The 25,377-nt window shown below is 51.3% G+C and carries 28 protein-coding genes, 1 tRNA gene and 2 CRISPR repeat arrays; of the genes, 24 read left to right on the forward strand and 5 right to left on the reverse strand.

Annotation, left to right across the window (positions count from 1 at the left end):
• Positions 1-11: 11 nt before the first annotated feature.
• Positions 12-527, reverse strand: coding sequence for an SLATT domain-containing protein (locus tag J1836_RS21005; RefSeq protein ID WP_207253078.1), 516 nt, complete (start codon positions 525-527; stop codon positions 12-14).
• A 10-nt stretch (positions 528-537) separates the two neighbouring features.
• On the reverse strand, positions 538-1,476 hold the full coding sequence (gene cas6, locus J1836_RS21010) for a CRISPR system precrRNA processing endoribonuclease RAMP protein Cas6 (RefSeq protein WP_207253079.1): 939 nt from the start codon (positions 1,474-1,476) through the stop codon (positions 538-540).
• Between the two features lie 347 nt (positions 1,477-1,823).
• Between cas6 and J1836_RS21015 the strand changes: the two genes are divergently transcribed.
• The 5 genes from J1836_RS21015 (at position 1,824) to J1836_RS21035 (ending at position 10,395) form a co-directional block, all read left to right on the forward strand.
• Positions 1,824-3,032, forward strand: a complete 1,209-nt coding sequence (locus tag J1836_RS21015) for an RNA-guided endonuclease InsQ/TnpB family protein (protein ID WP_207253080.1) — start codon at positions 1,824-1,826, stop codon at positions 3,030-3,032.
• 12 nt (positions 3,033-3,044) lie between these two features.
• Positions 3,045-3,377 (forward strand): reverse transcriptase domain-containing protein, encoded by a 333-nt coding sequence (locus J1836_RS21020; RefSeq protein ID WP_207253081.1) that lies wholly within the window; start codon positions 3,045-3,047, stop codon positions 3,375-3,377.
• Between the two features lie 112 nt (positions 3,378-3,489).
• Positions 3,490-5,960: a CRISPR direct-repeat array (repeat unit 36 nt; unit sequence GTTTAAGCGGTAGCCTGATTTAGAAGGCGTTAAGAC).
• 110 nt (positions 5,961-6,070) lie between these two features.
• Positions 6,071-7,648: an IS66 family transposase gene (gene tnpC, locus J1836_RS22045; RefSeq protein ID WP_242632653.1), complete on the forward strand. Its 1,578-nt coding sequence runs from the start codon at positions 6,071-6,073 to the stop codon at positions 7,646-7,648.
• Positions 7,649-7,709: 61 nt separating this feature from the next.
• Positions 7,710-9,476: direct repeats of the CRISPR family, unit length 36 nt; unit sequence GTTTAAGCGGTAGCCTGATTTAGAAGGCGTTAAGAC.
• Between the two features lie 168 nt (positions 9,477-9,644).
• Positions 9,645-9,968 carry a hypothetical protein gene (locus tag J1836_RS21030; RefSeq protein WP_207253082.1) on the forward strand — a complete coding sequence of 108 codons (324 nt, stop codon included), beginning with the start codon at positions 9,645-9,647 and terminating at the stop codon, positions 9,966-9,968.
• Positions 9,955-10,395 (forward strand): DUF6036 family nucleotidyltransferase, encoded by a 441-nt coding sequence (locus tag J1836_RS21035; protein ID WP_207253083.1) that lies wholly within the window; start codon positions 9,955-9,957, stop codon positions 10,393-10,395. Before J1836_RS21030 ends, J1836_RS21035 begins: the two co-directional genes overlap by 14 nt.
• 76 nt (positions 10,396-10,471) lie before the next feature.
• Here the strand turns inward: J1836_RS21035 and J1836_RS21040 are convergent, their stop codons facing one another.
• The gene (locus J1836_RS21040; RefSeq protein WP_207253084.1) at positions 10,472-10,912 is read right to left on the reverse strand and encodes a type II toxin-antitoxin system VapC family toxin; all 441 of its coding nucleotides are present in this window, start codon (positions 10,910-10,912) and stop codon (positions 10,472-10,474) included.
• Positions 10,903-11,157, reverse strand: a complete 255-nt coding sequence (locus J1836_RS21045; protein ID WP_207253085.1) for an AbrB/MazE/SpoVT family DNA-binding domain-containing protein — start codon at positions 11,155-11,157, stop codon at positions 10,903-10,905. The genes J1836_RS21040 and J1836_RS21045 overlap by 10 nt, the downstream gene beginning before the upstream one ends.
• Positions 11,158-11,790: 633 nt before the next feature.
• Between J1836_RS21045 and J1836_RS21050 the strand changes: the two genes are divergently transcribed.
• The 19 genes from J1836_RS21050 (at position 11,791) to J1836_RS21140 (ending at position 25,083) form a co-directional block, all read left to right on the forward strand.
• Complete coding sequence (locus J1836_RS21050; protein WP_207253086.1) at positions 11,791-13,050, forward strand: tyrosine-type recombinase/integrase; 1,260 nt, start codon at positions 11,791-11,793, stop codon at positions 13,048-13,050.
• 16 nt (positions 13,051-13,066) lie between these two features.
• Entirely contained in the window at positions 13,067-13,606 is a 540-nt protein-coding gene (locus J1836_RS21055) for a ProQ/FINO family protein (RefSeq protein WP_207253087.1), read from the forward strand.
• Positions 13,607-13,677: 71 nt separating this feature from the next.
• Positions 13,678-13,944, forward strand: coding sequence for an AbrB/MazE/SpoVT family DNA-binding domain-containing protein (locus J1836_RS21060; protein WP_207253088.1), 267 nt, complete (start codon positions 13,678-13,680; stop codon positions 13,942-13,944).
• Positions 13,938-14,291: a type II toxin-antitoxin system ChpB family toxin gene (locus J1836_RS21065; RefSeq protein WP_207253089.1), complete on the forward strand. Its 354-nt coding sequence runs from the start codon at positions 13,938-13,940 to the stop codon at positions 14,289-14,291. Before J1836_RS21060 ends, J1836_RS21065 begins: the two co-directional genes overlap by 7 nt.
• 424 nt (positions 14,292-14,715) lie before the next feature.
• A complete protein-coding gene (locus J1836_RS21070) occupies positions 14,716-15,447 on the forward strand; it encodes a GPO family capsid scaffolding protein (RefSeq protein WP_207253090.1) in 732 nt (243 codons plus the stop codon).
• Between the two features lie 11 nt (positions 15,448-15,458).
• Positions 15,459-16,502, forward strand: a complete 1,044-nt coding sequence (locus J1836_RS21075; protein WP_207253091.1) for a phage major capsid protein, P2 family — start codon at positions 15,459-15,461, stop codon at positions 16,500-16,502.
• A 2-nt stretch (positions 16,503-16,504) separates the two neighbouring features.
• Positions 16,505-17,137, forward strand: a complete 633-nt coding sequence (gene gpM, locus J1836_RS21080) for a phage terminase small subunit (RefSeq protein ID WP_207253092.1) — start codon at positions 16,505-16,507, stop codon at positions 17,135-17,137.
• The gene (locus J1836_RS21085) at positions 17,134-17,388 is read left to right on the forward strand and encodes a hypothetical protein (protein WP_207253093.1); all 255 of its coding nucleotides are present in this window, start codon (positions 17,134-17,136) and stop codon (positions 17,386-17,388) included. Before gpM ends, J1836_RS21085 begins: the two co-directional genes overlap by 4 nt.
• 254 nt (positions 17,389-17,642) lie before the next feature.
• A complete protein-coding gene (locus tag J1836_RS21090; RefSeq protein WP_207253094.1) occupies positions 17,643-18,053 on the forward strand; it encodes a hypothetical protein in 411 nt (136 codons plus the stop codon).
• Positions 18,054-18,530: 477 nt separating this feature from the next.
• The gene (locus tag J1836_RS21095) at positions 18,531-18,878 is read left to right on the forward strand and encodes a hypothetical protein (RefSeq protein WP_207253095.1); all 348 of its coding nucleotides are present in this window, start codon (positions 18,531-18,533) and stop codon (positions 18,876-18,878) included.
• Positions 18,875-19,111, forward strand: coding sequence for a hypothetical protein (locus tag J1836_RS21100; protein ID WP_207253096.1), 237 nt, complete (start codon positions 18,875-18,877; stop codon positions 19,109-19,111). The genes J1836_RS21095 and J1836_RS21100 overlap by 4 nt, the downstream gene beginning before the upstream one ends.
• The gene (locus tag J1836_RS21105; protein ID WP_207253097.1) at positions 19,108-19,419 is read left to right on the forward strand and encodes a helix-turn-helix transcriptional regulator; all 312 of its coding nucleotides are present in this window, start codon (positions 19,108-19,110) and stop codon (positions 19,417-19,419) included. The genes J1836_RS21100 and J1836_RS21105 overlap by 4 nt, the downstream gene beginning before the upstream one ends.
• On the forward strand, positions 19,416-19,613 hold the full coding sequence (locus tag J1836_RS21110; protein WP_207253098.1) for a hypothetical protein: 198 nt from the start codon (positions 19,416-19,418) through the stop codon (positions 19,611-19,613). Before J1836_RS21105 ends, J1836_RS21110 begins: the two co-directional genes overlap by 4 nt.
• Positions 19,610-21,772: a replication endonuclease gene (locus tag J1836_RS21115; protein ID WP_207253103.1), complete on the forward strand. Its 2,163-nt coding sequence runs from the start codon at positions 19,610-19,612 to the stop codon at positions 21,770-21,772. Before J1836_RS21110 ends, J1836_RS21115 begins: the two co-directional genes overlap by 4 nt.
• Entirely contained in the window at positions 21,769-21,960 is a 192-nt protein-coding gene (locus J1836_RS21120) for a hypothetical protein (protein ID WP_207253104.1), read from the forward strand. The genes J1836_RS21115 and J1836_RS21120 overlap by 4 nt, the downstream gene beginning before the upstream one ends.
• Entirely contained in the window at positions 21,957-22,427 is a 471-nt protein-coding gene (locus J1836_RS21125; RefSeq protein WP_207253106.1) for a hypothetical protein, read from the forward strand. The genes J1836_RS21120 and J1836_RS21125 overlap by 4 nt, the downstream gene beginning before the upstream one ends.
• Entirely contained in the window at positions 22,424-22,711 is a 288-nt protein-coding gene (locus J1836_RS21130) for a hypothetical protein (protein WP_207253107.1), read from the forward strand. The genes J1836_RS21125 and J1836_RS21130 overlap by 4 nt, the downstream gene beginning before the upstream one ends.
• Positions 22,712-22,721: 10 nt before the next feature.
• Positions 22,722-24,689 (forward strand): hypothetical protein, encoded by a 1,968-nt coding sequence (locus J1836_RS21135; protein WP_207253108.1) that lies wholly within the window; start codon positions 22,722-22,724, stop codon positions 24,687-24,689.
• A gap of 253 nt (positions 24,690-24,942) precedes the next feature.
• Positions 24,943-25,083, forward strand: coding sequence for a hypothetical protein (locus J1836_RS21140; RefSeq protein ID WP_207253110.1), 141 nt, complete (start codon positions 24,943-24,945; stop codon positions 25,081-25,083).
• 179 nt (positions 25,084-25,262) lie between these two features.
• Here the strand turns inward: J1836_RS21140 and J1836_RS21145 are convergent.
• Positions 25,263-25,349, reverse strand: a tRNA-Leu gene (locus tag J1836_RS21145).
• Positions 25,350-25,377 lie beyond the last annotated feature (28 nt).

Consider the following 25,377-nt stretch of genomic DNA (forward strand, 5'->3'; position numbering starts at 1 on the left):
ATCCTTACCGTTTATTGATCGACCGCGTGCCGATGTCGCCCTTCTTCAATGTCCTTACGTGCCAGTTCATACGCTTTACGCGGGATCACTGGCGCGGTTTGGTTCAGTTCGTCCTTTTTGACCGATAGCTCCAGCAAACGCTTTTTCAGTGCCTGCATGTCTTGCTCGGTGGTGCTGACCAGTTCGATTTCCCGGAAAATCCGCGCCGCGTTGCGCAAACTCAGGAACTGGTCGCCGTAAGATTTGTGGGTGGAAGCGTGGTCAGACGGCTTTAAAAAAGTCAGCGTTGCGGTCAGTACCGTGCCAATGGTAGCCAGAATGCCTGCCCAGAAAGCCTGATCGGCAAACGCTGTAGCACCCGCCAGTGCTGTGACCACCGCAGCGGGCAACCCCAATACCAGATTCCAGCTTTTCCAGTCTTCCGCTGCATTGAAATGCCCTTTGCAGGAATAGGTGCTGTCTTCCTCAATGCGTTGAATTTCCTGCACCATGTTGGGCAGTAATTCCCCCGTTTCAGCTTGTGGCATGTAGCCCCCGTTATGTTTCCAGTAAAACCCGTTGTAACTCGTATCGCCCCAACCCCATATTGGTGCTCTTGCCCGTGTGCAACCATTGTCCAAGGTATAAGTATGGCCAAAAGTCAGCCAAGTTCCCGCCTTGTAGAAAAATATCGCCCAACCAGCCTTTCACCGGCTGTTCACGCTGTTGGCGCGAGGAATAACGCTGCCAGCCCCCTGACCAAACATTGGCTTTGTGGCGGATGTGGGCGGACTGATGTTTGAGTTCGCCAAAGTCCGCTTCCAGTGGTGAATTGGTGTAAAACTGGTGCAATAAGGAAACGCGCCGCACTACACCCATCAAAAAGCGTTCCACCGCAAAGCCCTCACCGTGGTCACCCATATTGGTTGGGGTAATGAAATGAATGCGGGCAGAAGTGGCGGGTTCGGGTATGGTGGGTGGTTCAAGCGGTGCAGCACGGAAGAAAATATCATCGGCGTAAATCACGCTGGCATTGCCACACACCGGCAATTGCACCACTTCTTGCAAAGCTGCCCGCCCATAGCCTTTGCCCAAACCGCCTTGCCCCGCCAATTGCATGGCTTCAATGATTGGGCGCACGTAATGGTTAGCGTGTGCCACCAACAACAGCTTGACGGAAAACCAGTCGCCGGGGTTGAGCCGCCGCGCTTGCTGGCGTTGCACCCGAAACACATACGGCACGGGAAAGGTAGAAATGGTTTTTAGAATACCGGCATCTTCACGCACTTCTGGCATTTGTGGCTCGAAAATCCGTGCATACAAACAATCATCCGTATGGACTTCTTGCCCGCAACAATGCAGGTGACGTAATGCATGACCAAATGCTCCGCGCCATAATGAGCCGGTAAATTCAGGGAAATCAATAGCATCCACTGCCCGAAACAAGAAGCGGTATTCAGCGAATGTTAGTCTGGAAGGGGAGGTTTCAACAGACACAAGTACAAGCCCAAAAAAAGATTTATGGGAGTGTAACTTATCTGGGCTGATGAATAAAGCAGCGACTTGTTGATGCCGAGCAGCGGATGTCGGTGTTTCTGGTTCATCGGTGTTGAATCCGAGGGCGGAACGGCTGTTTCATGTGGATAGCAAAGCGGTGATGGCATTGCTGGAGTTGTGGCTGAAACAAGGGGTTTGAACAGTTATCATAAAATCCACCTAAAACTACTTAAATATTGTTATTTTAAATAGTTTTCAACGTGAGGAGTTACCATTCATCGGTGATACCTAACGGTAAAAACACTTGCCACTAGACAAACATCCCGCTGCATCGCATCCTATCACGCATGATCATCAGCCACAAAATCCGCCTTGACCCCAACAACAAGCAAGCCACGTACTTGGCGAAAGCCGCCGGTACAGCGCGGTTTGCTTACAACTGGGCATTGGCAGAATGGCAAATCCAATACGCCACATGGAAAGACGATAACAGCCAACCGAAACCCAACCAAATGAGCTTGCGCCGTCAATTAAACGCCATTAAACGCGAACAATTCCCGTGGATGCTGGAAGTCACCAAAAACGCCCCGCAAATGGCGATCATCCAACTCGGTGCAGCTTTCAAGAACTTCTTTGCCGGACGTGCGAAATATCCGCAATTCAAAAAGAAAGGCAAAAGCCGCGACAGTTTCACCCTCACCAACGACCAGTTTGCCCTCGACGCTTGCCGCATCCGCATTCCCAACCTTGGGTTAGTACGGATGCGGGAAACGTTACGCTTTTCCGGCAAAATCCTCTCTGCCACGATCTCCCGCACCGCTGACCAGTGGTTCGCCAGCATCACCGTGGATACGGATCAAACTCACCTCCCGCCTGCCGAAAACCAAGGCACGGTGGGGGTGGATTTGGGCGTATCCGCACTGGCAACCCTATCAACGTGGGAAAAAGTCGCAGGGGCGAAACCGCATAAAGCCTTACTTTCCCGCCTGCAACGGCTCTCGCGCAGCCTGTCCCGCAAGGTCAAAGGCAGTGCCAACCGCCATAAAGCCAAAGTGAAACTGGCAAAACTTCACGCACGTATTGCCAACATCCGCCAAGACAGTTTGCACCAGTTCACCACGGATTTGACCCGTCGCTTCCATACCATCGGCATTGAAGATTTGAATGTATCGGGTATGGTGAAAAACCGTCATTTATCCCGTGCTATCAGTGATATGGGCTTTTTCGAGTTTCGCCGCCAACTGGAATACAAGGCAGAAATGCGCGGCGCGGTGGTCGTGGTGGCTAATCGGTTTTTTGCCTCCAGCAAAACCTGTTCTGCTGCTGGCTGTGGACACAAAGTGGACAAACTGCCGTTATCAGTACGTGAATGGACTTGCCCTGTTTGCGGCGCAGTCCATGATCGTGACGTAAACGCAGCTAAGAATTTAGAAGAATACGCCGTGAGTTACACGGGGTCTGCCTGTGGAGGGGAAGGCGCTGGTCTTGGGCGAAAGCCGAAGACGAAACCAGCCCCCGTGAAGCAGGAATTCAACACCATGACTACTTTTAATTAGTTATAGGTAGATTTGGGTAGGTTTGAAATAACGGCGCATCACACCAGCTTGCTGGGGAGTGATCGGGGTATTTCACAAGGGGCGATATTGTCGCCGCTGATGTGTAATTTGTACCTGCATGATTTTGACATTGCACTGGAAAAGGCTAATATACCGTTTGTGAGGTATGCGGATGATTTTTTGCTGTTTACCTCCAGTAAAGTACAGGCAGAACAGGCACTGGATTATGTGCGCAGCCTGTTGAAGAAGCTGGATTTGGAATTGAAAGATGAGAAAACCCGTGTGGTGCGTTCCAGCCCTGAAGTCGTGTTCCTTGGAGAGCGACTTCCTGTGCCGAAACGCTGAAAAGCCCTACTGTTTTTATGGTCTTGTGAGGCTAAACGCAACTTACCTTTTTCATGGGGTCGCGAACACCTTCCAACACACTGAATTCAAAAGGAAATTTTCAAACCTCAGGGTTTAAGCGGTAGCCTGATTTAGAAGGCGTTAAGACTGTTTCTGCCCATCTTTTGCCCAATGATGTCCGCGTTTAAGCGGTAGCCTGATTTAGAAGGCGTTAAGACAATATTCTGGCCAACAATAGTGGCATTCCATTTTTGTTTAAGCGGTAGCCTGATTTAGAAGGCGTTAAGACAATATTCTGGCCAACAATAGTGGCATTCCATTTTTGTTTAAGCGGTAGCCTGATTTAGAAGGCGTTAAGACGATGGTAACCAGCATGCAAACGTTGGAGGGGGAGTTTAAGCGGTAGCCTGATTTAGAAGGCGTTAAGACGCGGCTGGTGGTTCTTCAGCAAAAGCTACACCAGGTTTAAGCGGTAGCCTGATTTAGAAGGCGTTAAGACTGGAATGTATTAGTCCAGTCCGCAGAATCCGCGGGTTTAAGCGGTAGCCTGATTTAGAAGGCGTTAAGACAGAACATTCTGCAAATGCGGAAAAACTCATAGCTGTTTAAGCGGTAGCCTGATTTAGAAGGCGTTAAGACGGGGAATTTCGCAGTATTAGTCCAATCTGCCCCGTTTAAGCGGTAGCCTGATTTAGAAGGCGTTAAGACCAGCAAAAGCTGCAGTAGAAGTTAAAGTCAACGGTTTAAGCGGTAGCCTGATTTAGAAGGCGTTAAGACTAGACCAGCAGACAGAAGTATGGACGCGGACAGGGTTTAAGCGGTAGCCTGATTTAGAAGGCGTTAAGACAAAATAGTCTCAACCGTTCCATCAATAGGTTGAGTTTAAGCGGTAGCCTGATTTAGAAGGCGTTAAGACCCAGCCAGTTTGGCTGATTTCTCTTCAGGTTTTTGTTTAAGCGGTAGCCTGATTTAGAAGGCGTTAAGACTCACGCGCCAGAACATCATCGCCTTCTAATTTGGTTTAAGCGGTAGCCTGATTTAGAAGGCGTTAAGACAAAACACTTTTTTTGTTCATGACAATACTACCTTGTTTAAGCGGTAGCCTGATTTAGAAGGCGTTAAGACATCCAGACAGGACACTTCATCCTGTGTGTAGATCGTTTAAGCGGTAGCCTGATTTAGAAGGCGTTAAGACATATAAGGGTATTTTTTCATGAATTCTATCAGTTTAAGCGGTAGCCTGATTTAGAAGGCGTTAAGACAATTTCTTTCAGCTCTGGTTTTAACTTCAGAGCTGTTTAAGCGGTAGCCTGATTTAGAAGGCGTTAAGACTGCCCATTGCTGAGCATAAGCGACTGCCTTATTTGTTTAAGCGGTAGCCTGATTTAGAAGGCGTTAAGACAGAGAAATTGTCTCGTAGATAAGATCCTACGAGGTTTAAGCGGTAGCCTGATTTAGAAGGCGTTAAGACGCCTAACGGCATTACCATATATGCCGGATTTGCTGTTTAAGCGGTAGCCTGATTTAGAAGGCGTTAAGACAGAGAAATTGTCTCGTAGATAAGATCCTACGAGGTTTAAGCGGTAGCCTGATTTAGAAGGCGTTAAGACGCCTAACGGCATTACCATATATGCCGGATTTGCTGTTTAAGCGGTAGCCTGATTTAGAAGGCGTTAAGACGTTTACATTCTAGCCTTCCCCACTGGGGTTGGGCTGTTTAAGCGGTAGCCTGATTTAGAAGGCGTTAAGACCGGGTTCATCGGCTTGCCATTTGAAGCGGCTTGGTTTAAGCGGTAGCCTGATTTAGAAGGCGTTAAGACCACTACTATTTTGTATTAACTTACCTGTTGCGTTTAAGCGGTAGCCTGATTTAGAAGGCGTTAAGACTACAGTATAATCTGTATACAGCACTCCCCAAGGTTTAAGCGGTAGCCTGATTTAGAAGGCGTTAAGACTACAGTATAATCTGTATACAGCACTCCCCAAGGTTTAAGCGGTAGCCTGATTTAGAAGGCGTTAAGACGATGGAAAATAGTGCTACTACTAAGAGTAGCACTAGTTTAAGCGGTAGCCTGATTTAGAAGGCGTTAAGACCCTAGTATGATTATCTTTTTCATACTTTGCTAATGTTTAAGCGGTAGCCTGATTTAGAAGGCGTTAAGACCCATTACGAACGGAACCGGACAGTTCGAGAGATGGTTTAAGCGGTAGCCTGATTTAGAAGGCGTTAAGACACAGCAATACTCATACTAAAAAACCCCATATGGTTTAAGCGGTAGCCTGATTTAGAAGGCGTTAAGACAAGTTCCGATGGAACCTCTGGGGCTGCAGCAAAGGTTTAAGCGGTAGCCTGATTTAGAAGGCGTTAAGACAGCACGCAATGGCTAGGCCTCTCAACCAGGTTTCCGTTTAAGCGGTAGCCTGATTTAGAAGGCGTTAAGACGCCCTCCTGGGGCATTTTGTTTTAAAAATTTTACGTTTAAGCGGTAGCCTGATTTAGAAGGCGTTAAGACCTACCTTTTACGGTCACATAGTCAGTTTGGATTTGTTTAAGCGGTAGCCTGATTTAGAAGGCGTTAAGACGGACAATACCACCTGGAATAAATGGATTATTTGTTTAAGCGGTAGCCTGATTTAGAGTAACTGAACAGTCCCCCCTTACCCAAACGCACTAAATTTGCGACACTCCCCCGATGACCCAACAACTGAAAGACCACAGCCTCAAACAGCTTAACAGCCAGTACCTTGCCAAGCTCACGCCGGAGGAACTGCTGCACCTGTCGACCAAGTTGTTGCATGACCTGAAAGAAGCGCGGGAACAGATCAACCAAAACTCCAACAACTCCTCCAAACCACCCAGCAGCGGTTTCCCGTGGGAAACGTCACCCAAAACGGTGGCTTTGCCCGAAACAGAAGGGGTGGGTGCAGCCAGAGGAAAGCCAACCCCGGAACCAGAAGCTGTGGCGGGCACAAAGCCAGCCCAACCAGCCAAACGCAAAGCGGGTAAACAACCCGGCGCACCGGGTTATGGTCGGGTATGGCATCCGCCCATCAATGCAGACGAACACCATTACCCCAGCCGATGTGAAGCCTGTGGCAGGTCCCTGGATGCGGCTGTCTCCCGTATTTATACCGCCTATGACAGTGTGGACATCCAGTTTGGCACGGATGGGAACCCCGGACTGACCGTCATCACCACCCGCCACCACCTTCACGATAGCGTATGCACCTGCGGTCATGTGAGCCGCCATATCCCGCATCGCCAAGCTCCCGACCCGTTATACCCGGAGGTTGATGTGGGCGAGTGGCGGCTGATTGGGGGCAATCTGGCGGCACTTATTGTCCACCTACGGCTGCGCTCACGCTTGTCACTGCGTGGCACACAAGAACTGTTGCGGGAGGTGTTGGGCATTCCCCTAAGTGTCGGGGTGTTGCAGCAATGTTTTGAGGAAGCAGCCGCGAGTGCTTCTCCATTGGAAGATGCCTTGGTGGAAGGGCTGTTGGCAGAAGCCACCGCTGACGGCGGGGTGCTGTATATTGATGAAACCTCTTGGAAAGAGCGTGGCGAAGCCCTGTGGCTATGGACATTCGTCACCACCCTCAGCGTTTGTTTCTACGTAGGGCAGCGCACCATTGAAATGCTCGACAACGTGATTAGCCCCCACTTTGGGGGCTGGCTGATGAGTGATGGCTATGCCGCTTACCGCCACCACCCCAAACGCTTGCGTTGCTGGGCGCACCTGATCCGCAAAGCCCGTGGGCTGGCAGAATCACTGGACAAAGACGGGCGGACGTTTGGCAACTTCACCCTCGCTTGGCTGAGGGTATTACAGGACGACATTTACGCTTGGCGGGCAGCAGGCGGCACGGTGGGGACGCAAACCGACGTGATCCGTCAACGCCATCAGGCAAAACTCCTGGAATTCAGGGCATTATGCTTGATCCATGCCGTATCTGCCCATGACAAGACGGCGGCACTGGCGAAAGAGTTCATCAATGATTGGGATGCCATTTTCCGAATCCTTGACCACCCGTGGCTTCCCTTGACCAATAATGAGGCTGAGCGGGCGTTGCGCCATTGGGTGATCCTGCGCAAAACCAACCATGGCACAAAGAGTGCTACGGGGAGCCGTGCGTTTGCCATGCTGGCCAGCATCATCGGTACTTGCCGCAAACGTGGACAGTCTGCCTTGGCTTATCTTGCCAGTGTTATTACCGCTGCCCGCGCTGGCTTTGCCCTGCCCGCTTTACCGCAAGGGGTGGGGATGTGATCAATTACGATTTAGAAGGCGTTAAGACGCATTTGCTGCCTCTTGAATCTCGTCAGGTGCGGTTTAAGCGGTAGCCTGATTTAGAAGGCGTTAAGACGCAGCTTTTTCGTCTTTCCCACACCAAAAATCGGGTTTAAGCGGTAGCCTGATTTAGAAGGCGTTAAGACACATTGGAATGAATGGTACAATTCCATGGGGTGGTTTAAGCGGTAGCCTGATTTAGAAGGCGTTAAGACGCTAAAGCTCGCGCTTTATCTACAATTTCTTTTGTTTAAGCGGTAGCCTGATTTAGAAGGCGTTAAGACCCACACCTCCTTGTGGTTTTTGAAAACCGGTTTGTTTAAGCGGTAGCCTGATTTAGAAGGCGTTAAGACGCTACAGTGGAAGCAAGAGGCAGACCTGCAACCGGTTTAAGCGGTAGCCTGATTTAGAAGGCGTTAAGACCATTTTTCAAGTCTTCATCTGAGATGCTGTACGTTTAAGCGGTAGCCTGATTTAGAAGGCGTTAAGACGTAATTGCCCCGTCTTTTTCCGTGGTCCCCTCAGGTTTAAGCGGTAGCCTGATTTAGAAGGCGTTAAGACTTTCGATTTGAGTAGGAGCTGGGGGAGCAAGGGTTTAAGCGGTAGCCTGATTTAGAAGGCGTTAAGACAGCGATCTACCTGCTCCGCAGGAGGTATAGGTGCCGGTTTAAGCGGTAGCCTGATTTAGAAGGCGTTAAGACGCAGAAAATGAAATATCATACACTCCGTCAGCCGTTTAAGCGGTAGCCTGATTTAGAAGGCGTTAAGACAGGGTTAGAAGGGGGGGGTTATTTTTTTGGAGCCGGTTTAAGCGGTAGCCTGATTTAGAAGGCGTTAAGACATAGGACTTTTGTTTTTTACACACCATTATTTGGTTTAAGCGGTAGCCTGATTTAGAAGGCGTTAAGACATAGGACTTTTGTTTTTTACACACCATTATTTGGTTTAAGCGGTAGCCTGATTTAGAAGGCGTTAAGACATAGGACTTTTGTTTTTTACACACCATTATTTGGTTTAAGCGGTAGCCTGATTTAGAAGGCGTTAAGACTAATTATTATGGTTAATATGCCAATTACTTTTCGTTTAAGCGGTAGCCTGATTTAGAAGGCGTTAAGACGCTGATTTTTCTTCTGCTTTTTGGTTTTTTTTGTTTAAGCGGTAGCCTGATTTAGAAGGCGTTAAGACAGCTTGGCCTAACGGCATTACCATATATGCTGGTTGGTTTAAGCGGTAGCCTGATTTAGAAGGCGTTAAGACTTCATGTCGTTACTCCTTTTTGAGGTTGAAAAAAGTTTAAGCGGTAGCCTGATTTAGAAGGCGTTAAGACACATACAGCGGTCTGCTAACGCAGAACCAGAAAGTTTAAGCGGTAGCCTGATTTAGAAGGCGTTAAGACTATTACTACCGAGACTCCAGAGGGAGGCATAAAGTTTAAGCGGTAGCCTGATTTAGAAGGCGTTAAGACCCATTTGACTTTCTCCTGTCGTTCAGTCATTGTTTAAGCGGTAGCCTGATTTAGAAGGCGTTAAGACGTCCTTGAAAAGATTGTCTCTTTAACCCCATCAGTTTAAGCGGTAGCCTGATTTAGAAGGCGTTAAGACGTTGAATTGCCCGGCAGAAGCCGACCAGAGAGTTGTTTAAGCGGTAGCCTGATTTAGAAGGCGTTAAGACTTTCGTTTTGCTCAGCAACTTCTTCAACTGCCGTTTAAGCGGTAGCCTGATTTAGAAGGCGTTAAGACTTTGCATGGATTACCCCTTCTTGTTAAAAAAAGTTTAAGCGGTAGCCTGATTTAGAAGGCGTTAAGACCAATAATGATTGAGATTATTCCCAATAACATTATGGTTTAAGCGGTAGCCTGATTTAGAAGAGTATCGTCTTGAGGTTCTGGCTGGGGGGATGCTTCGGAATATGTAGGCTTGCAAGTTATTGTCCTTCGCTGTATTTTGATGTTTTCAGCCTGTCGTTCTGTGCCAAATGAACAAGCAAACCCTTATCGAACAACGCATTTATCGGCTGCATCAGCGGGTCATCGAAAAATTGCAAGCTGACCCAGAGCAGGTGGTGGGTATCGCCCGCGCCAATTTGCAGCGTTACCGCGCCAACAATGGTAATTGGCAGGCTTACACGGATTGGGAGCAAAAGCTTTCCTTACCCGTGACAGACATCATCAACATTCTGGATTCCCACGACGAAAGCGCAGTGCTGGCACGTTCAAACTCCCCCTTTGCCGGATGCCTTTCTGCCCATGAACGCTGGGAAATCCTACGCGAATTCAAGAACACCTATGAAACGTTATGAAATCGAACACTTGATCAGAGCAGCGGGTGCAATCACACAGAGCAATGAAATCATTGTCATTGGCAGCCAGTCGATTCTTGGCAGCTACCCAGAAGCCCCGGATGCCCTTTTGCAATCACGCGAAGCAGATTTGATCCCTGTCCAGTACCCTGAGCGTACCGACCTGATTGACGGCGTGCTGGGTGAATTATCTCCGTTTGATGAAACATTTGGGTACTACGCTGACGGTGTTGACAAAACCACCGCCATACTCCCCGAAGGCTGGGAAAGTCGTCTGATCAGGATTGCTAACACGAATACCAATAATGTTGTCGGCTTGTTTCTGGAGCCACATGATCTGATGGTCAGCAAACTTTATGCTGGGCGGGAAAAGACATGGACTTTGTGGCGACAGCCATTCGTAGCGGTATTGTGGATGCCAATCTGATCAGGGAGCGGATAAACAAGGTGTCTGGTCAAGACGCTATGCGCGATACCGTGCAGGCAAGGCTTGAACGGCTTCTTTAAGGCGTTAGCTTGCTGATAATAATCGGTGTGATGTGTGGCGGGAATTTGATCCGGTCATCATTGGTAACAAAATAGGTGCAGCCGCTGGTGAGTGCCGTGATCAAATGGATGGTATCCGGCAATTTGTTTTTGAAAAATGCCCGCAGTTGCGCAGCATCCTTGAGGATTTGACGTGACACCGGAATGACCAGCAAAGCCTCAGACGGGCTGATGTGCTGCTCATATTGCATCTGTGACCCGACATCCTGCTTCTCGAACGGTTTGACCAAACACTCCGCCAAAGTCAGCTCACTGGTGACACTGGTACTGTCGGTTGCTGCAATCACTTCAAACAACGCTGTCACCTGCCCGACAAATTCGGGGTGTGCTTCCAGCGCGTAAATGAACGCATTGGCATCCAGATAGAAAATGCCCTTGCTGATGCTGCTCAGTTCCATTCATCCCTCAGCTTGCGGATAAAGTTATCGGCATCCTGTGCAGATTTGTACAGGTTGCTGCCCTTGTTCGCCCCAATCATTGCCAACAAGGGGCTGCGGGGTTGCACCGCCGGACGTTGGCTCACCGCTTGGGGAACTAGCACCAGCAAGCCATCCTGTTCCCGCACTTCCAACATATCGCCTTCGTGCAGGTTAAGGCGTTTGCGTAGGGCGGCGGGAATCGTCACCTGGTATTTGTGTTTCACCTGAACATAAGTCACGGGCATCACCTAAACGTTAGAAAGTTGGAAAGTCAGACTTAGGCGTCCAGTCTAGGTATTTGTTAGCGGATGTCAATGCTTCGCAGATTTTTTCCACAAGTCGCATGGGCTACATTCCGTTAACTGAAGGAGTCAATGTCATTGGGGAAAAGGTGTTCAACGGTTTAGGAGTATGAAGATTTGCTGTATTGATGCGAGGTAGCAACCAGTACTGGCAAGTAGGGGGAAGATGAAGGCATACTGCCTACTGAGGTTCAAAACCTTTTAGGTGGCACAGTAGGCAAAACGGTAGCATATTGGTAGCACGGATTTTTTAATGTCAGTTCGGATGTCGTGGATAGTTTCGCTAACCAACTGATTTAATTGGTGCCCGGAGCCGGACTCGAACCGGCACGCTGTTACCAGCGAGAGATTTTAAGAGTGAGAGATCAACAGACTCATTTTACCGAAACGCGACCCCGCAACCCTTGCGTTTAGCGACTCAGAAAGCCGCGCAAACCCTCGCACCCCCTCAGAACCCTACTATCAGCCATGACCCCGCTATCAGGGCAAACATGACCCCGTAGCGGGGCATCTGCTACCATCAAAACCGCCAACATGACACTGGACGGGGGAGGGATGACCAAGAAGCTAAACTTCAACAAGGCAGTGCTCGAAGCACTCGAACTGCCCACCGTCGGGCGGCTGTACGTGTACGACACCAAAGTCGACGGACTGCTGCTGATGCTCACCAAAGCGGGAACGCGTTCCTTTCAAATCAGAAAATTCCTGAATGGCAAGGCGGCGCGGGTAACGTTGGGCGGATTCCCCCACATGACCGTGGTACAGGCGCGGGAAAGAGCACTCAGGGAATTGTCCCTGATAGCAACCACCCGCCAGACCAGCACGCAGCAGAAAGCAGAGATCCGCCAATACGACAGCCTGACACTGGGAAAAGCCTTTCAGGACTACCTCAAATCGCACAAGAATCTAAAGACATCGACCGTCAGCGACTACGAACGCGCCGTGCGTGTCGGTTTCCCTGACTGGCAAGAACTGCCCCTGACAAAAATCACGCGGGATATGGTCGAAGCACGCCACCGCGAACGCAGCGACCAATCAGCGGCACGGGCAAACAATGAAATGCGCGTGCTGAGGTGCATCTTCAACTATGCTGCTGAGGAATATTTTGATGCAGCGGGTAAACCGATCATCACCGCCAACCCCGTCAAGCGACTCTCACACAGCCGCGCATGGAATAGGGTAGAGCGCAGACAGACCATTATCAAAAATGACGAACTGCCCAACTGGTTTGCAGCCGTTGACACCCTGCCCGAATGGTACGGCGGCGCGTTGGCAAGCAAAGCACGCACCTATTTTCTGTTGACCCTTTTCAGCGGCTACCGTCGCAGCGAGTCGGGCAACCTGTTGTGGGAAAATGTCGACCTGAAAAACAATACCATCCGCATCGAAGACACCAAAAACCACCACAACCACGTGTTACCCCTCACCACCTTCACACGCGAATTGCTCACCCAGTGGCAAGCGTGGACAGGGCAGGGCAGCGGCTTAGTATTCCGTGCCACGGACAACACCTCACCGCTTTTCAGTGTGGAGGAAGTCATCAAAGCCATTCGCACCCGCACCGGCATTCAGTGGACAATGCACGACCTGAGACGCACCTTCACCACCACGGCGGAAAATAACGGTGTGCAGGGTTACACCCTCAAACGCTTGATCAACCACAAAACCGGTGCGGCGGATGTGACCGGCGGCTACATTGTTACCGACCTCGAAAGCCTCCGTGAACCCATGCAAATCATCACCGATAGGCTGCTGACCCTCACATCGGCTAAACTCACCCCATCCAAGACCGCACCAGCGGCAAGCAATACCTGATACAGGAAGTTTGGACATGACCGACACCCCCAAGAAAACCCTAAGCATCACCCGCAAGCCTGCCGACACTGGCCCGGTAAATTCCCCCGTTGGCACAATCCAACGCACGGGGAAACGCATCATCCGTCGTGAAGACCTGCCACAAGTGCAGCGCGTGCCACCCCCCAAACCCAAAGCACCCAGCAACAAAACCAAGCCCAAAAAGCCACCGCGCAAACCTGCACCGAAAAAGCAGGTAACACCGCCGTCCGATCTGCGAATGCAGGAACTCGACGCACGCCTCAACGGTTTTCGTGTTTGGGTGATGTATCAGCCGCTCTCCGTTGGCATCGAAAAGGAGATTTTCCGGCTGATCAATGATGAATCGTTTTCCGCATCCAAGCGCGTCGTACAGAAAGTGCTGAGGATGCACACCCACCACGGGCTATACCTGCAAGCCATCCAGCACGGTGGTGCACGCTACACGCTGGACGGCGTAGAACAGGGCGACGTGACCGAGTACCAACGCCAGTACGCAACCGAAACCCTCACCAAACGACTACAGGGCAAGGGCTGAATAAAATAGAATTTTCTTTATGGAAAATACAACTATAATGAACAGCATCAACACACTAAGGAGGATGCAGAATGACCACCGCAACATTACGCACCGTCGGTAATTCCGTCGCCGTGGTAATCCCTAAGCAATGGTTGGCTATGTTAGGGCTGGAAGCAGGCGCAAAAGTAGAATTGAGCGTTGAAGGCGGCAAGCTCACCTTGCAACCAAAAGCAGCGACTAGACGCAAAAAATACAAACTTGCCGATCTGTTAGCCAAATGTGACCCATCCGCACCCATCCCAACAGCAGCGACCGAATGGGACAACATGCCAGCAGTGGGGAATGAAGTATGGTAAAGCGTAGCGGATTTGAACGCGGCGACATTGTGCGCGTCAGTTTTAACCCGACAGTGGGGCGTGAGATGCAGGGCGATATGCGCCCCGCACTGGTGCTTTCGACCCGTGAGTTCAATAACACTGTTGGCACTGCCTTGGTAGCACCGATTACCCAAGGTGGCAATCTTGCACGGGTAGCGGGGTTCGCTGTGCCATTAATGGGCAGTGGCACGGAAACACAGGGCGTTATTCTGGTGAGTGCCGTGCGAACCCTTGATCTAGTGGGCAGAGGGGCAAGGCGCATCGAATCCGCACCCGATAGCATTGTCGATGAAGTGCTTGAAATACTCGCGGGTATCATCGAATAGCAGAAAGCGCTTGATTGTTGTAACAGAAATCAAAGCACTTGCCCCAACCACCCAATGAGCCGGACACGTTCCGGCTTTTTTGTGCCTGCCACCATCACCTCCGTTACTCGCTATTACAAACTGCCCGTTAAGCGCAACAACACACGCCCGCCGAACAATAGAATTTCAGATAAAAAATTCTCGAAAAATCTTTTTTAGACAAGAAAAACAGCGTTTTACCGCGTATTTTCGGTCAAAAAAGCAAAAACAGCCAATCGTGATGTTACAAAACGCTACATCAAACCCCAAAAAAGCCGTTCACCGCGCATTCAGCAGCCCCAACACCCCTATGTTTTTGTACAGCCCACAAACAAAAATCCGCCGATAGAACCCCGTCACCCATACCGGCATTCTTGGCAGCATCGAACGTAACCGAGAACACCCCATGATTATTACCGATTGGATACGCGCCGCCGTCGCAGGCACAACAGCAGACGGGCGCGAAATTTCAGAACAAGCCTTGGTTGAAATAGCAGAAGGCTATTCACAGGACACCTATAACGCCCGAATCTGGGCTGAACATATCCGTAGCGTTGCCCCTGATGGCATGTTCAAAGCATTGGGCGACGTGGTGCAGGTTAAGACTGAACGCATCAGCGGCGGCGCATTGGCTGGCAAGCTAGGTTTTTACGTCAAACTTGCACCGCATCAAGACTTAATCGACATGGTGCGCAATGGGCAGAAAGTCCACCTCTCTGTGGAGATCGAACCAAAGTTTGCTGCTACTGGCAAAGCGTACTTAGTAGGGGTAGGTGCTACCGACTCACCTGCAAGCCTTGGCACGGGCATTATGAAATTCAGCACTGCCGAACGCCAAACCAGTTTATTCAGCACCCCACTGCAAGCCGACATCAAAGAGCCAGCCAACCCCACGGGCGGCGCGGATTACTCCCTACAGTTCGCCCAATTGCAGGGGCAAAACACCGCGATCATTCAGCAATTCAACGCCCTGAAAGGCGAACTCACCCTATTGCTAACTGAGATCGGCAAATTGCAAGCCAGTCTCAAAGAAACGCACACCATTGTTGAAGAGATCGGCAACACCAGCCAAGGGCGTTTTAAGCGCTATGTACCGCACAGCAACACCGTCACCCACTCGCAGTCAGTGGACTACTAAGGATTACCCCCATGAAAACCGAAACACGCAAGAAATTCACCCGCCTGAAAGACACCGTGGCATTAGCCAACGATGTTGACAACGTAAGCGAAAAATTCAGCTTAGTACCCGCCGTAGAACAACGCCTCATTGAAAAAATGGGCGAAAGTAGCGACTTCCTGCAAAAGGTCAACATGGTCGGCGTGACCGAACAGAAAGGGCAAAAGCTAGGCTTAGGCGTAGGCTTGCCCATCTCAGGGCGTACCGACACCAACACCACCGACCGCGAAACCGCGTTTGTCGGTGAATTGAGTGGTGATGAATACGAATGCAAGCAAACCAACACCGACACCCACCTTAGTTACAACGTTCTCGACGCGTGGGCAGGGCTAGACAGCTTTGAAGCGAAATACCGCGCTCAAGTCATGAAACGCACAGCCCTTGACCGCATCATGATTGGCTGGAATGGCACAAGTGCAGCCACCACCACCGACCGCACAGCAAATCCACTCTTGCAAGATGTGAACATTGGTTGGTTGGAAAAAGTGCGCCGCAATGCAGTAGGGCGTTTTATGGGTTACGCCTCAGACGGCACACCCAACGCCGAAGAATACAAAATCGGTGAAGGCGGCAATTTTCAAACCCTCGACGCGCTGGCTTTTGACGTAATGAGCAACCTACTCGACCCTTGGCACGTTGGCAGTGATGACCTTGTGTTAATCATCGGGCGCGAACTGTGGGTGAATCACGGCTTGACCCTGTACAACGACAACCGACCCGCCACCGAACGCAACGCCCTACAAATCTGGTTTGCACAGCAAGCCATTGCCGGATTACCGACCGTTACCGTGCCATTTTTCCCCGCACGCGGCATGGTGATTACCTCATACGACAACCTCAGTATTTACTATCAGACAGGTGCAGTCCGTCGGGCAATCATCGACAACCCCAAGCGCGACCGCGTGGAAGAATACCTTTCCTCGAATGACGCGTATGTGGTGGAAGACTACGGCAAGTTGGGTGCAGTCCGTCATGGTGCTATCAAGCTGAAAAACGCGGCGGGTGAATGGGTGTAATCGTGCAGAGCCTTGCAGCCAAACACAGGGCGCAAGTGGACGCGGGGCGCAATATCCCCGCCACCGCCACCCACAAGCCAGCATCAACCACCCAACGGTTCATGCTGGCAGCCCTGCAAGCTGACTATGCACGCCTGAAAAACGTGCGTAGCAAGCAACGTAAAGCTGAGATCAAGCGCGAATTGCTCCCCCGCTATGCTGACCATTTGAGCGTGATACTCAACCAGTCGGGCAGTGGTCACGATGAAAGCGTGGTGGTGTTGTGCGTGTGGGCGTTTGACGCGGGGGAATGGCACACCGCCGTCATGTTGGCAGAATTTGCCCTACAGCACGGCATGAGTGCCCCTGAGGGTTTCAAGCGTAGCCTACCCGAAACCCTGCTAGAAGAAGCTGCACTTCAAGCCACCCGCCAAGGCAACCCAAGCGAATTACGCGATTACTTGCAACACCTGCAAGCACTCACCAGCGGCGCGGATATTGCCGATGAAGTAACCGCCAAGTTCCATAAGGCACTGGGGCAAACACTCGAATCCACGGACAAGCCAGCAGCGTTACACGCCTACCGCACCGCGCAACAGTACGGTGCGCACGTCCAGCGCAACATCAACCGAATAGAAAGAGAACTACAGCCATGAGAGCAAATTTAGAAAAACAGGCGGAATTTTTCAAAGGTCAACCCCTGTTACACCGTAACGGCTGGATGACCGAGACAGACGCAGCGTGGGCATTAGGCGGCGTGAAACCGCTTTTTGCGCGGCGTTTGCCCATCCCGCGTACCAACGTCAGTAAGCCGAACTCACGGCGCACGTGCAACCGTTACCGCGTTGAAGATGTGCTTGCCTATTTGCAAGCCAATACCGCAGCACCAGCACCGACTGCTGCATAGTTTTCTTGAGTGAGGTAGCCGCGTTTTTTGTCCCTTGGAACACGGCATTCAGGCGGCGGGTAACGTTATGTAGGTACTCATACACTTTACGCGATACCCGACCGCCTGCTTTTTATTCTCCACTGGCAACCGTCCCCACATCAGGTTACATTCAACGCCCAACCTGTCGGGATAGGCTGATCACCGAACCTCTGTAAGCCCTTTGCAGACCTCCCGACAATTTTTTCAAGGGAAACCGTAGCAAGGGCGCGTGAATGGATGACACCCCTAAAACACTTGCCGAAACACTGGCAATATTCAATGAACGCCTAAGACCATTCCGAGAATTGAGTGAGCGCCTCAAGCAGATTCAAGCACCCTACCAACGCCTAGGGCAATCATTCCAGCCATTCACCAAAGTAAATCAACACAAGCAGAACGGTGTGGTTATGCCTCAGTCTTGCTTAGTACCACTTCCCCAAACCCCGCCACCTGTTGCACCAAAGCCACCACCCGAAAAACGCCCCTCAACGCTCGACAAGAATGCAGAAAGAAGAGAAATATATCAGCAAGTGGTTGCTGAACTAGGGCGGTATGCTCAACAAGGCGTATTACTTGAAGAAGCCGCAAAAAGGGCGGGGTGTACGGCTAGAACGATGTGGAGAGCTATAACGGACAAAAAATAATCAATTTTATGACATCTTCTGACATGTTCTGACATCTTCCCTGTTTTTGACGGTTCAGACGGCACAATAAAAAAAGGCTAGCAATGCGGCTAGCCTTGAACAAAAAGTTGAGCCGCTATGATAACCAGACACACCCAAATTTTCCACCACTCACAACAAAAACCGAACTATCCAGCGCAATCATTCGGTTTTACCGAATTGACCATAAACCCACCTTTCCCCCATACTGTCCCCGTTGGTGCAAATCACCAACAAACAGCAAAATTACGGGTACTCTATCCCATCATCTGGCGGCAACACCGCCACCATGACGCAGGCGGTTTTTTTTCGTCTGTAGGATGCGCAAGCGGCTTTATGCCAAGTCTGCGTGGACTACAAAACGGTGAAAACCGAAATAAGCGCGTCGTGAACCAGTTGAGCGATAGAGAGACTTGGCAATTTTTGCCCAACTCTAAAACTCAAACTGGAATTGTCATCATGACAGCAATTACTACGGGCAACACTGCCCACAATCCCTTGGCACGTCTGCCACACCTCCCGTTTACGTCAGCCCTGCCTAAACACAAAGCAGCCCCCGCCCGTATCGTTTTTAGTCGGTCACGTACCGGATACATCGCCTACCGCAAAGCAACACCGATAGCGTGGTTAGTGCTCGGCTACCATCAAGGGCAACTCAACAATCAGCGCAAGCTCGTAAAATTCGTCGACGTAGCCTACCACCGCCAACACGAACGCGGCATCAGCATGGAAACCGCTTTTTTCGACACCCTGCCCGAAGCCATGCAATTCATCCGCACCACATTCGACAAGGTAGGTGCAGCATGAGCAGTAACCAAGCCAACCGCGTCGTTAAAATCGGCGTGATCTACGAAGAACTAGAAAACCTGCACAATCTCTTGCAAGTCTGTGTTGATGCAATGGCACACCATAACGTCCTAGAACTGGATAGCGTCAAACAGGTGCTCTTAATGGCAACTGATAAAGCATGGGGCAACTACACAACGGCAAAAGACCTGCACGACGAAATGTTAGCCGTGTTGAAGGATGGTGCAAAATGAGCCAAGCCTCCTCACGCTCAACCAGAGCAAGCCTCAAATACCGCCGTAACCGCGATGCCATCCGCCGTGCGCAAATCGTGCAAGCCATCCCCGCGTACAGCGTCAACAGCGACCCCCTGCTAAACGCAATCGAAGCCGCTGCCTATCTCTCTGTGTCGTACAGAACCCTTGAAAAATGGCGTAGCACTCACCCCGACCGCCTGTCATTCGTCAAGATCGGCGGTCGGAGCGTGCGCTACCGCCGTTCCGTGCTCGACACCTACATCAGCGGTCAAGCCGTCACCGACGGGCGCGGGGTGGCAAAATGAACCGCCACGACGTACCAGCGGCGCAAATCGCCCCGCAAGACTTTCTCGACCGCGTTGATTTAGTCGAAACCGAAGTTCAACGCCGCAAAACCCATACAGCCAACCCGAAACCAGCCGCGTATGTCACTAGCCTATGGTTGCGTTGGATTGAAAAAAACGCCTACAGCCACACCGACAGAGGAGCAGCCGTATGAACCAACCTACCCTCACCCTGAAAACCGCACCCGTGGAAATCAGCAGCCGTTACAGTGACCGTGGATTCATTGCCGACAAACTGGCAACCATCCCCGACCACCTGCATGAAGCCGTTAAGCAAGGCTACAACGACCGCTACGTTTCCAACGGTTCGCACATCGAAGCCAACGCCTACCTTGGTAAAGCGGCGGATAAAATCCTATCCACCCAATCCCCGTTAGGCATCACGGCGGATGATGACGACGACACCCTCCTGCTGAAAGCCCAAAAGCTCGCAGCAACATTTGCCAACATGATCAACGGCGGCGGTCTGCCCACTGCCCTAGAACACGCGTCCGTCATCGGCATCAGTCCCCCGCAAGTGCCACACAAAGCCATCCGCCTAGACGATGGTGCAGTCGTGACCGACCGCGACACCATCCGCGAAATCGGGCAAGCCAAACGCCTCACCTCACCCCGTTGGCTCTATCGCGTGATGCGCTGCGAAAGGGAGCGCTTAGCCGAACTGCAAGCCCTCCGCCTCCGCATGATTCACAAAGACGCAAGCGCCTATGTAACGCGTCGCGCTCTGGCAGTGCAAAAGGCAAAAAGCGAGATGGCGCGTGACTACATGAATTCACGCGAAGCCGTCTCGCTCACCGATGGGCGCGTGATGAACATGGGCGACGTGATGAACGCAGGCGTATCCAATCCCGCCAACCTCCGCAATGAAATGATGATGCGCATCAGCGACGGCGAACGCTACATTCAGCAATATCACCCTGACTATGTGTGTCTGTTTTTCACCTTCACCTCACCCAGTGCATTTCACGCCATGAAAATGAGCGGCGGTTATCGCACCACCGACAAACATGGCGTGACGCGCACCATCGGCGCGAAAGCCATCCCCAATCCAAGCTATCAGCAGCAAATCCCCACCCACAAAGGACGCGGTAAAAACGTCGTCACCACCTTGCGCGAAAACACCCCGCGACTGTCACACCACTGGTTAACCGACAAATTCGCGGATTTTCGGACGTGGGCGAAAGACAACGACATCGACCTGCATTACATCCGCACCACCGAACCCAACCACGACGCAACCGCCCATTGGCACGGTCTGCTATGGGTAGCGGAAAACGTCGTGAGTGACGTAAAACGCGCTCTTAACGACACGTTCCTCGCTGAATTCGGTGAAGAGATTGGCGCATGGAAACACCGCGTTCAAATCAAACAGATGGATGCCAGCAAAGGCAGTGCGGCGGGATACATCGCCAAGTATATTTCAAAGAACATCGACGGCTTTTCTGTCGGCAAAGACTTTGAGTCAGGGCTAGACGCAGCCACCGGAGCGGATGCGGTCAACGCATGGCGCAAAACGTGGGGCATCCGTGCATTCCAATTTTCCGGCAACTTTGCCCCCGTCACCCACTGGCGTGAATTGCGCCGCATCACCCCGCAACAAGTCGCAGACCGTCCCCTGCTCGCAGCACTGCGCAACGCGGCGGATTTATCCGACTGGTACGGCTTCGTGGTACACAGCCACCGCAACCCCACCGTGCTGCACACCGGTGTCATTGACCTGAAAGACGGCAGCGGCATCACCACCCCGTTGGACTGGTGCGACTTCAACCCCGAAGACACCGACCGTCAAGCGGCATTTGAGGCACGCGCCACGCTCGCCAAACCCAACGCCTATGGTGAAGTTGTCCCGCGTGCCATCGGCATCAAAGCCTACTCCGAAACCCCGCTCTATACCCGCGATACCGTTTGGGAAATCCAAGCCAAGCGCGGCGGCGAATCGTGGCTCGACAAGTTGCGCGAAATGGGCGAACACGGCACAAGCTGGCACGTTGCCAACGTGATCGACAGCGTTACCGACGCGGCTTCTTTCTCTTCAATCTCCTCTTCCTCCCCCCTTGGACTAGTGAAAAATAACTGTGGAACTCCACTGTTACCCGACGAAAAGGAGGAAATTTACCAGCAGATGCGGCGCGATTATCGCCAGATGCGCCTAAATCCCAACAGCAAACTACACAAAACCATGAACGAAAAGTTCCCGACATGGGACTCCTACGAAAACGCAGCCATCGACATGATGCAGCACCGCGAAATGTCAGCCGAAGCGTGGGCAGCGCATCAAGAGCGCGTCGCCATCATGTTGGAGGGTATGTCATGAGCCAGCAATCCACCAACGTTCCACACCGTCAGCCCACCCGCCATCGGGCGCGGCGCGTGGTGCAACAGCATCAGCCACAACCACACAAGCAACCCGCCACCAAAGCAGCAAGCGGCGGTGTGGACGGCTTAACGGTGTTTCTGCTGGCACTGATCGGCATGTTGGCAGCATGGGGGATTCTGTCATGAGCAATTCACCTTTAAAGCTATCCGATCTAATCGCCCTGCAAGCCGAAAATAAGGCAGTTAAAGCCAACTTGAAAACTGTTACAGAAATCAAGTTAGACCAAATTCCGCTATTTGACCAACCCCAACAACACGGCGGCAATCGTGAAGGGTGTGGTCGCAAATCCTCAGCAGAGAAAACGGCGGTGGTGCGTGTCCCTGTTGGGTGTTTGGCAGCGGTGCAGCAGTTGATTGCTGAATACCGCAATCCAAACTTGAAAACTGTTACAGAAATCAAGTTGCCCGAAGGGCTGGAAGATCGGAGGAGACCAAGAGCACCGCCGCGCTATCGTTTGGTTGTGGATGGCGTAGAACATTTGTGGTCTGGACGTGGGCGAATACCAGTGGAGTACCAGCACTATGCAAAACAGCAAGGTTGCCAAGGGCGCGATTGCCTGCAAGCCCTGCTAATCGAAGGGGTGCAGCCATGAGCAACCCACTCCTTTCACCCGTATCCAGCGTTACCGCCATCCTCGACCGCGTGGACTGGAATAAGGCATTCATCCGCGTGGCAATCGTCCTAAATGCCGTGGGCTTGCTGTACACCGCCTACGTATACAGCGTGTATGCCGCCTATTTTGGCTATTCCGCACTCGCATTTATTGGGCAGTTCCTTATCGGGCTTTTCTTCCTAAACGTCGTGGTGAGCAACACGGACGGCTTGCAGGTAATGCTAGCGTCGGTCGGTATGTTCATTCTCGCAAACAGTTTCTAAGGGGTATCACATGAAATTCAATCTTCCAAACAATAACGGCAAATTGCCAACCGACCAACACCGGGCCCTGAAAAACTATCGCCTGATGCAGTGGGCGAAGGTCGCCACCTTCGGGCTGTATATGGTGGCAGTGTTCATGCTGTACGTCTCCGACGTGTGGGGCGTTGCCTCCTTCGTGACTCAAAACAGCAATGAATTCATCGCCCTTTCGGTGTTTTCCATCATCAGCTTTGTTCTGGCGTTCTTCCTCGCATCCAGCAAAGAAGCGGTTTATGAAGACATCGCCCTGCACCGCTCGGAGGGCTGGAAGCTCAAGGGCACGCAATACGCGGCAATGGGCTTGTTCCTATCCAGTGGCATCCTGTTTGAAATGTTCTCGACCACCAACAATCAGCAGCACATTGCCAACACAGCAGCAGAACAATCCACCATGATGAAATCCATTCAGGGAACGGACGTATCCTTGTTGGGCAGCGCCAACCTAACCGACAGTTTCGCCAGTGCCAAAATGAAATTGGCGCAATGTGAAGCACGTCTGGCACAAGGCAAAGAAAAGCATTGTGACGGTGCTAGAGCACGGGTTGACGCGGTACGCGAAAGCATGACCATGAGCAACCAACTAGCCACTACAGCCGCGCAGCAAAGCGTCGACAACAAAGTCGACGGTATGCTGAAGATCCGTGAGCACTTTGACAAACCCATGTTTCAGGCAATCGGCAAAGCTACTGGCACAGATAACAATTCAGGCATGTTAATGGTCATCGGCGTGCTGATCTTCATCTTTGAATGTCAGCACATCATGGCATTGTTTGCTTATGCCAACAGTCTGGCACGGATTAACCGCAAAGACTCAAAGGGGTTGGGGTTGCCAGCCGATGATGAAATGAAGGAACGGCGCGAAGCTGAGGCAATGGCGGCGCGTGATCTTAAATCTAGCTCATACGACTTTAAAAGATGGGCTGATGAAAAAGAAGCTAAAGCACCGTTGGCAGCATTTGCCAATTCCGCCAAACAAACCGTAGGCGAATATGCTGCAAAAGTCGAAGCGGGTTTAAAAGCCTCACCCTACGTTATCGCCCGTGAATATGCCCGTGCCGATTATGCCAATAAGCAGGTATTAGCCGACGCGGGGCGTATTGGTGGCAAGATCGGCGCAAAGCTGGACGACGCATTAAATGCTGAAAACCGTAAAAACCACCCGCAGAAAATTCAATTTCCTGTAGGCGAAGGTAAAACAGCAGATGACTATGACTTAATCCCGCGTACCGATAAAACCCCTACCCTTTCCGGCGAAAACACTGTGAAGTATTTAACCCCGAAAATGAGCGTAGCGGATACGGTTAAGCATATCCAAGCCAGCGTAAAGCAATCAGGCGCAAGCTCACCAGCGGCGATTCAGGCGGCTGTGTTTGATGCGTTTGCAGCCATGCCCAACCCTGCCCCACTCTCTGATTCAATCCTTGAGCGCATCGTTGGCAAGCTGGCAGAAAAGACAATCCCGACCACTGCTCCTTCCGTTCCATTCCACCAGCAATCCGGCGCAACGGGCATCCACAACCCCGTGTTAGGTACTGAGGAAGAGCACTTCCCACTACCCCTGCAAGACCTCGACGCGGCGCGTGTCTCACCGTGTACTGTACACGTAGCACCGTCAACCGAAACACGCGCATCAGACGTGAATCACGGCGGTGGTGAATCACGCGTGTCACCGTGTACAGTACACGCAGAAGAGGGTGGGAAACCATTCACTGAATCACACTATGACCAGCTCAAAAAAATGGTTGTGAACCGCGAAATTGAGCCAACATTCAGACCTATTAAAGCCGTGTTGCGCGGCTGGGAAGTCGGCACAAGTGAGCGCAACCGCCAAGTGATTGCCACGACTGCACTTGACAGAATGCACCGTGAAAACATTCTGGTGCTCAACCCCGCCAATGATGGCAGCGGTATCAAAAAAGCCAAATACATCTTGGCATGATCGACACGGCGGGGAAGGGTAGTTCCTTCCTCGCTATCAAATGACCATCAAATGAGCCGGACAAGTTTCCGGCTTTTTTATGTCAGAATGAATATTTAGCCGTAGCAAAGATAATAGGAGTTTTATGTATCAAGATTGGAAACAGTGGGCAAGGTTTGCCTATTCCGCGTTTAACTTATTTATCGTGTGGCGATTAACGCAGCCGTGGGTAATTAACTTGTATTCAGAATTGGAAATACCCGGATATGTTCAAGTGTCATTATTTGTAATCGCGGCGGGGCTGGTATTCCCAACCAAACAGCGCTTCGATTGGGATGATGACGGCGACGTATTCCAAGTCAGAATAGGCGTGTTTGTGTCGTGGCTAGCATGGGCAGCAAGTTTTCTACCCTGACAATCAAAACTCAATCAAGAAAGCCGTGTCACCCGATGCGGCTTTTTTTTGCGAAAGGGTAGGGTATTAATCCCTAGCGAGTTGTCCCCGCGAAAGGTGCAGGTATGACCCCAACATGACCCCGCCAAAAACGGGCAAAAAACGGCAGCGCGTAAAAATCCGCAAGTGCTTATAAAGATTGGTGCCCGGAGCCGGACTCGAACCGGCACGCTGTTACCAGCGAGAGATTTTAAGTCTCTTGTGTCTACCGATTTCACCATCCGGGCAGGAGGAATAAGGTAGGGCGCTAATCTT

Origin of the sequence: Thiothrix fructosivorans, assembly GCF_017349355.1 — a bacterium.
Lineage (GTDB): Bacteria > Pseudomonadota > Gammaproteobacteria > Thiotrichales > Thiotrichaceae > Thiothrix > Thiothrix fructosivorans.

Coding starts and splice junctions, on each gene's coding strand:
- J1836_RS21110 (WP_207253098.1), top strand. CDS start 19,416: ATGAACCGCCACGACGTACCAGCGGCGCAAATCGCCCCGCAAGACTTT.
- J1836_RS21095 (WP_207253095.1), top strand. CDS start 18,531: ATGACAGCAATTACTACGGGCAACACTGCCCACAATCCCTTGGCACGT.
- J1836_RS21015 (WP_207253080.1), top strand. CDS start 1,824: ATGATCATCAGCCACAAAATCCGCCTTGACCCCAACAACAAGCAAGCC.
- J1836_RS21005 (WP_207253078.1), bottom strand. CDS start 527: ATGCCACAAGCTGAAACGGGGGAATTACTGCCCAACATGGTGCAGGAA.
- J1836_RS21060 (WP_207253088.1), top strand. CDS start 13,678: ATGACCACCGCAACATTACGCACCGTCGGTAATTCCGTCGCCGTGGTA.
- J1836_RS21100 (WP_207253096.1), top strand. CDS start 18,875: ATGAGCAGTAACCAAGCCAACCGCGTCGTTAAAATCGGCGTGATCTAC.
- J1836_RS21085 (WP_207253093.1), top strand. CDS start 17,134: ATGAGAGCAAATTTAGAAAAACAGGCGGAATTTTTCAAAGGTCAACCC.
- J1836_RS21035 (WP_207253083.1), top strand. CDS start 9,955: ATGAAACGTTATGAAATCGAACACTTGATCAGAGCAGCGGGTGCAATC.
- J1836_RS21075 (WP_207253091.1), top strand. CDS start 15,459: ATGAAAACCGAAACACGCAAGAAATTCACCCGCCTGAAAGACACCGTG.
- J1836_RS21090 (WP_207253094.1), top strand. CDS start 17,643: ATGGATGACACCCCTAAAACACTTGCCGAAACACTGGCAATATTCAAT.
- J1836_RS21030 (WP_207253082.1), top strand. CDS start 9,645: ATGAACAAGCAAACCCTTATCGAACAACGCATTTATCGGCTGCATCAG.
- tnpC (WP_242632653.1), top strand. CDS start 6,071: ATGACCCAACAACTGAAAGACCACAGCCTCAAACAGCTTAACAGCCAG.
- J1836_RS21120 (WP_207253104.1), top strand. CDS start 21,769: ATGAGCCAGCAATCCACCAACGTTCCACACCGTCAGCCCACCCGCCAT.
- J1836_RS21055 (WP_207253087.1), top strand. CDS start 13,067: ATGACCGACACCCCCAAGAAAACCCTAAGCATCACCCGCAAGCCTGCC.
- J1836_RS21070 (WP_207253090.1), top strand. CDS start 14,716: ATGATTATTACCGATTGGATACGCGCCGCCGTCGCAGGCACAACAGCA.
- J1836_RS21125 (WP_207253106.1), top strand. CDS start 21,957: ATGAGCAATTCACCTTTAAAGCTATCCGATCTAATCGCCCTGCAAGCC.
- J1836_RS21135 (WP_207253108.1), top strand. CDS start 22,722: ATGAAATTCAATCTTCCAAACAATAACGGCAAATTGCCAACCGACCAA.
- J1836_RS21130 (WP_207253107.1), top strand. CDS start 22,424: ATGAGCAACCCACTCCTTTCACCCGTATCCAGCGTTACCGCCATCCTC.
- J1836_RS21115 (WP_207253103.1), top strand. CDS start 19,610: ATGAACCAACCTACCCTCACCCTGAAAACCGCACCCGTGGAAATCAGC.
- J1836_RS21105 (WP_207253097.1), top strand. CDS start 19,108: ATGAGCCAAGCCTCCTCACGCTCAACCAGAGCAAGCCTCAAATACCGC.
- J1836_RS21050 (WP_207253086.1), top strand. CDS start 11,791: ATGACCAAGAAGCTAAACTTCAACAAGGCAGTGCTCGAAGCACTCGAA.
- J1836_RS21040 (WP_207253084.1), bottom strand. CDS start 10,912: ATGGAACTGAGCAGCATCAGCAAGGGCATTTTCTATCTGGATGCCAAT.
- J1836_RS21065 (WP_207253089.1), top strand. CDS start 13,938: ATGGTAAAGCGTAGCGGATTTGAACGCGGCGACATTGTGCGCGTCAGT.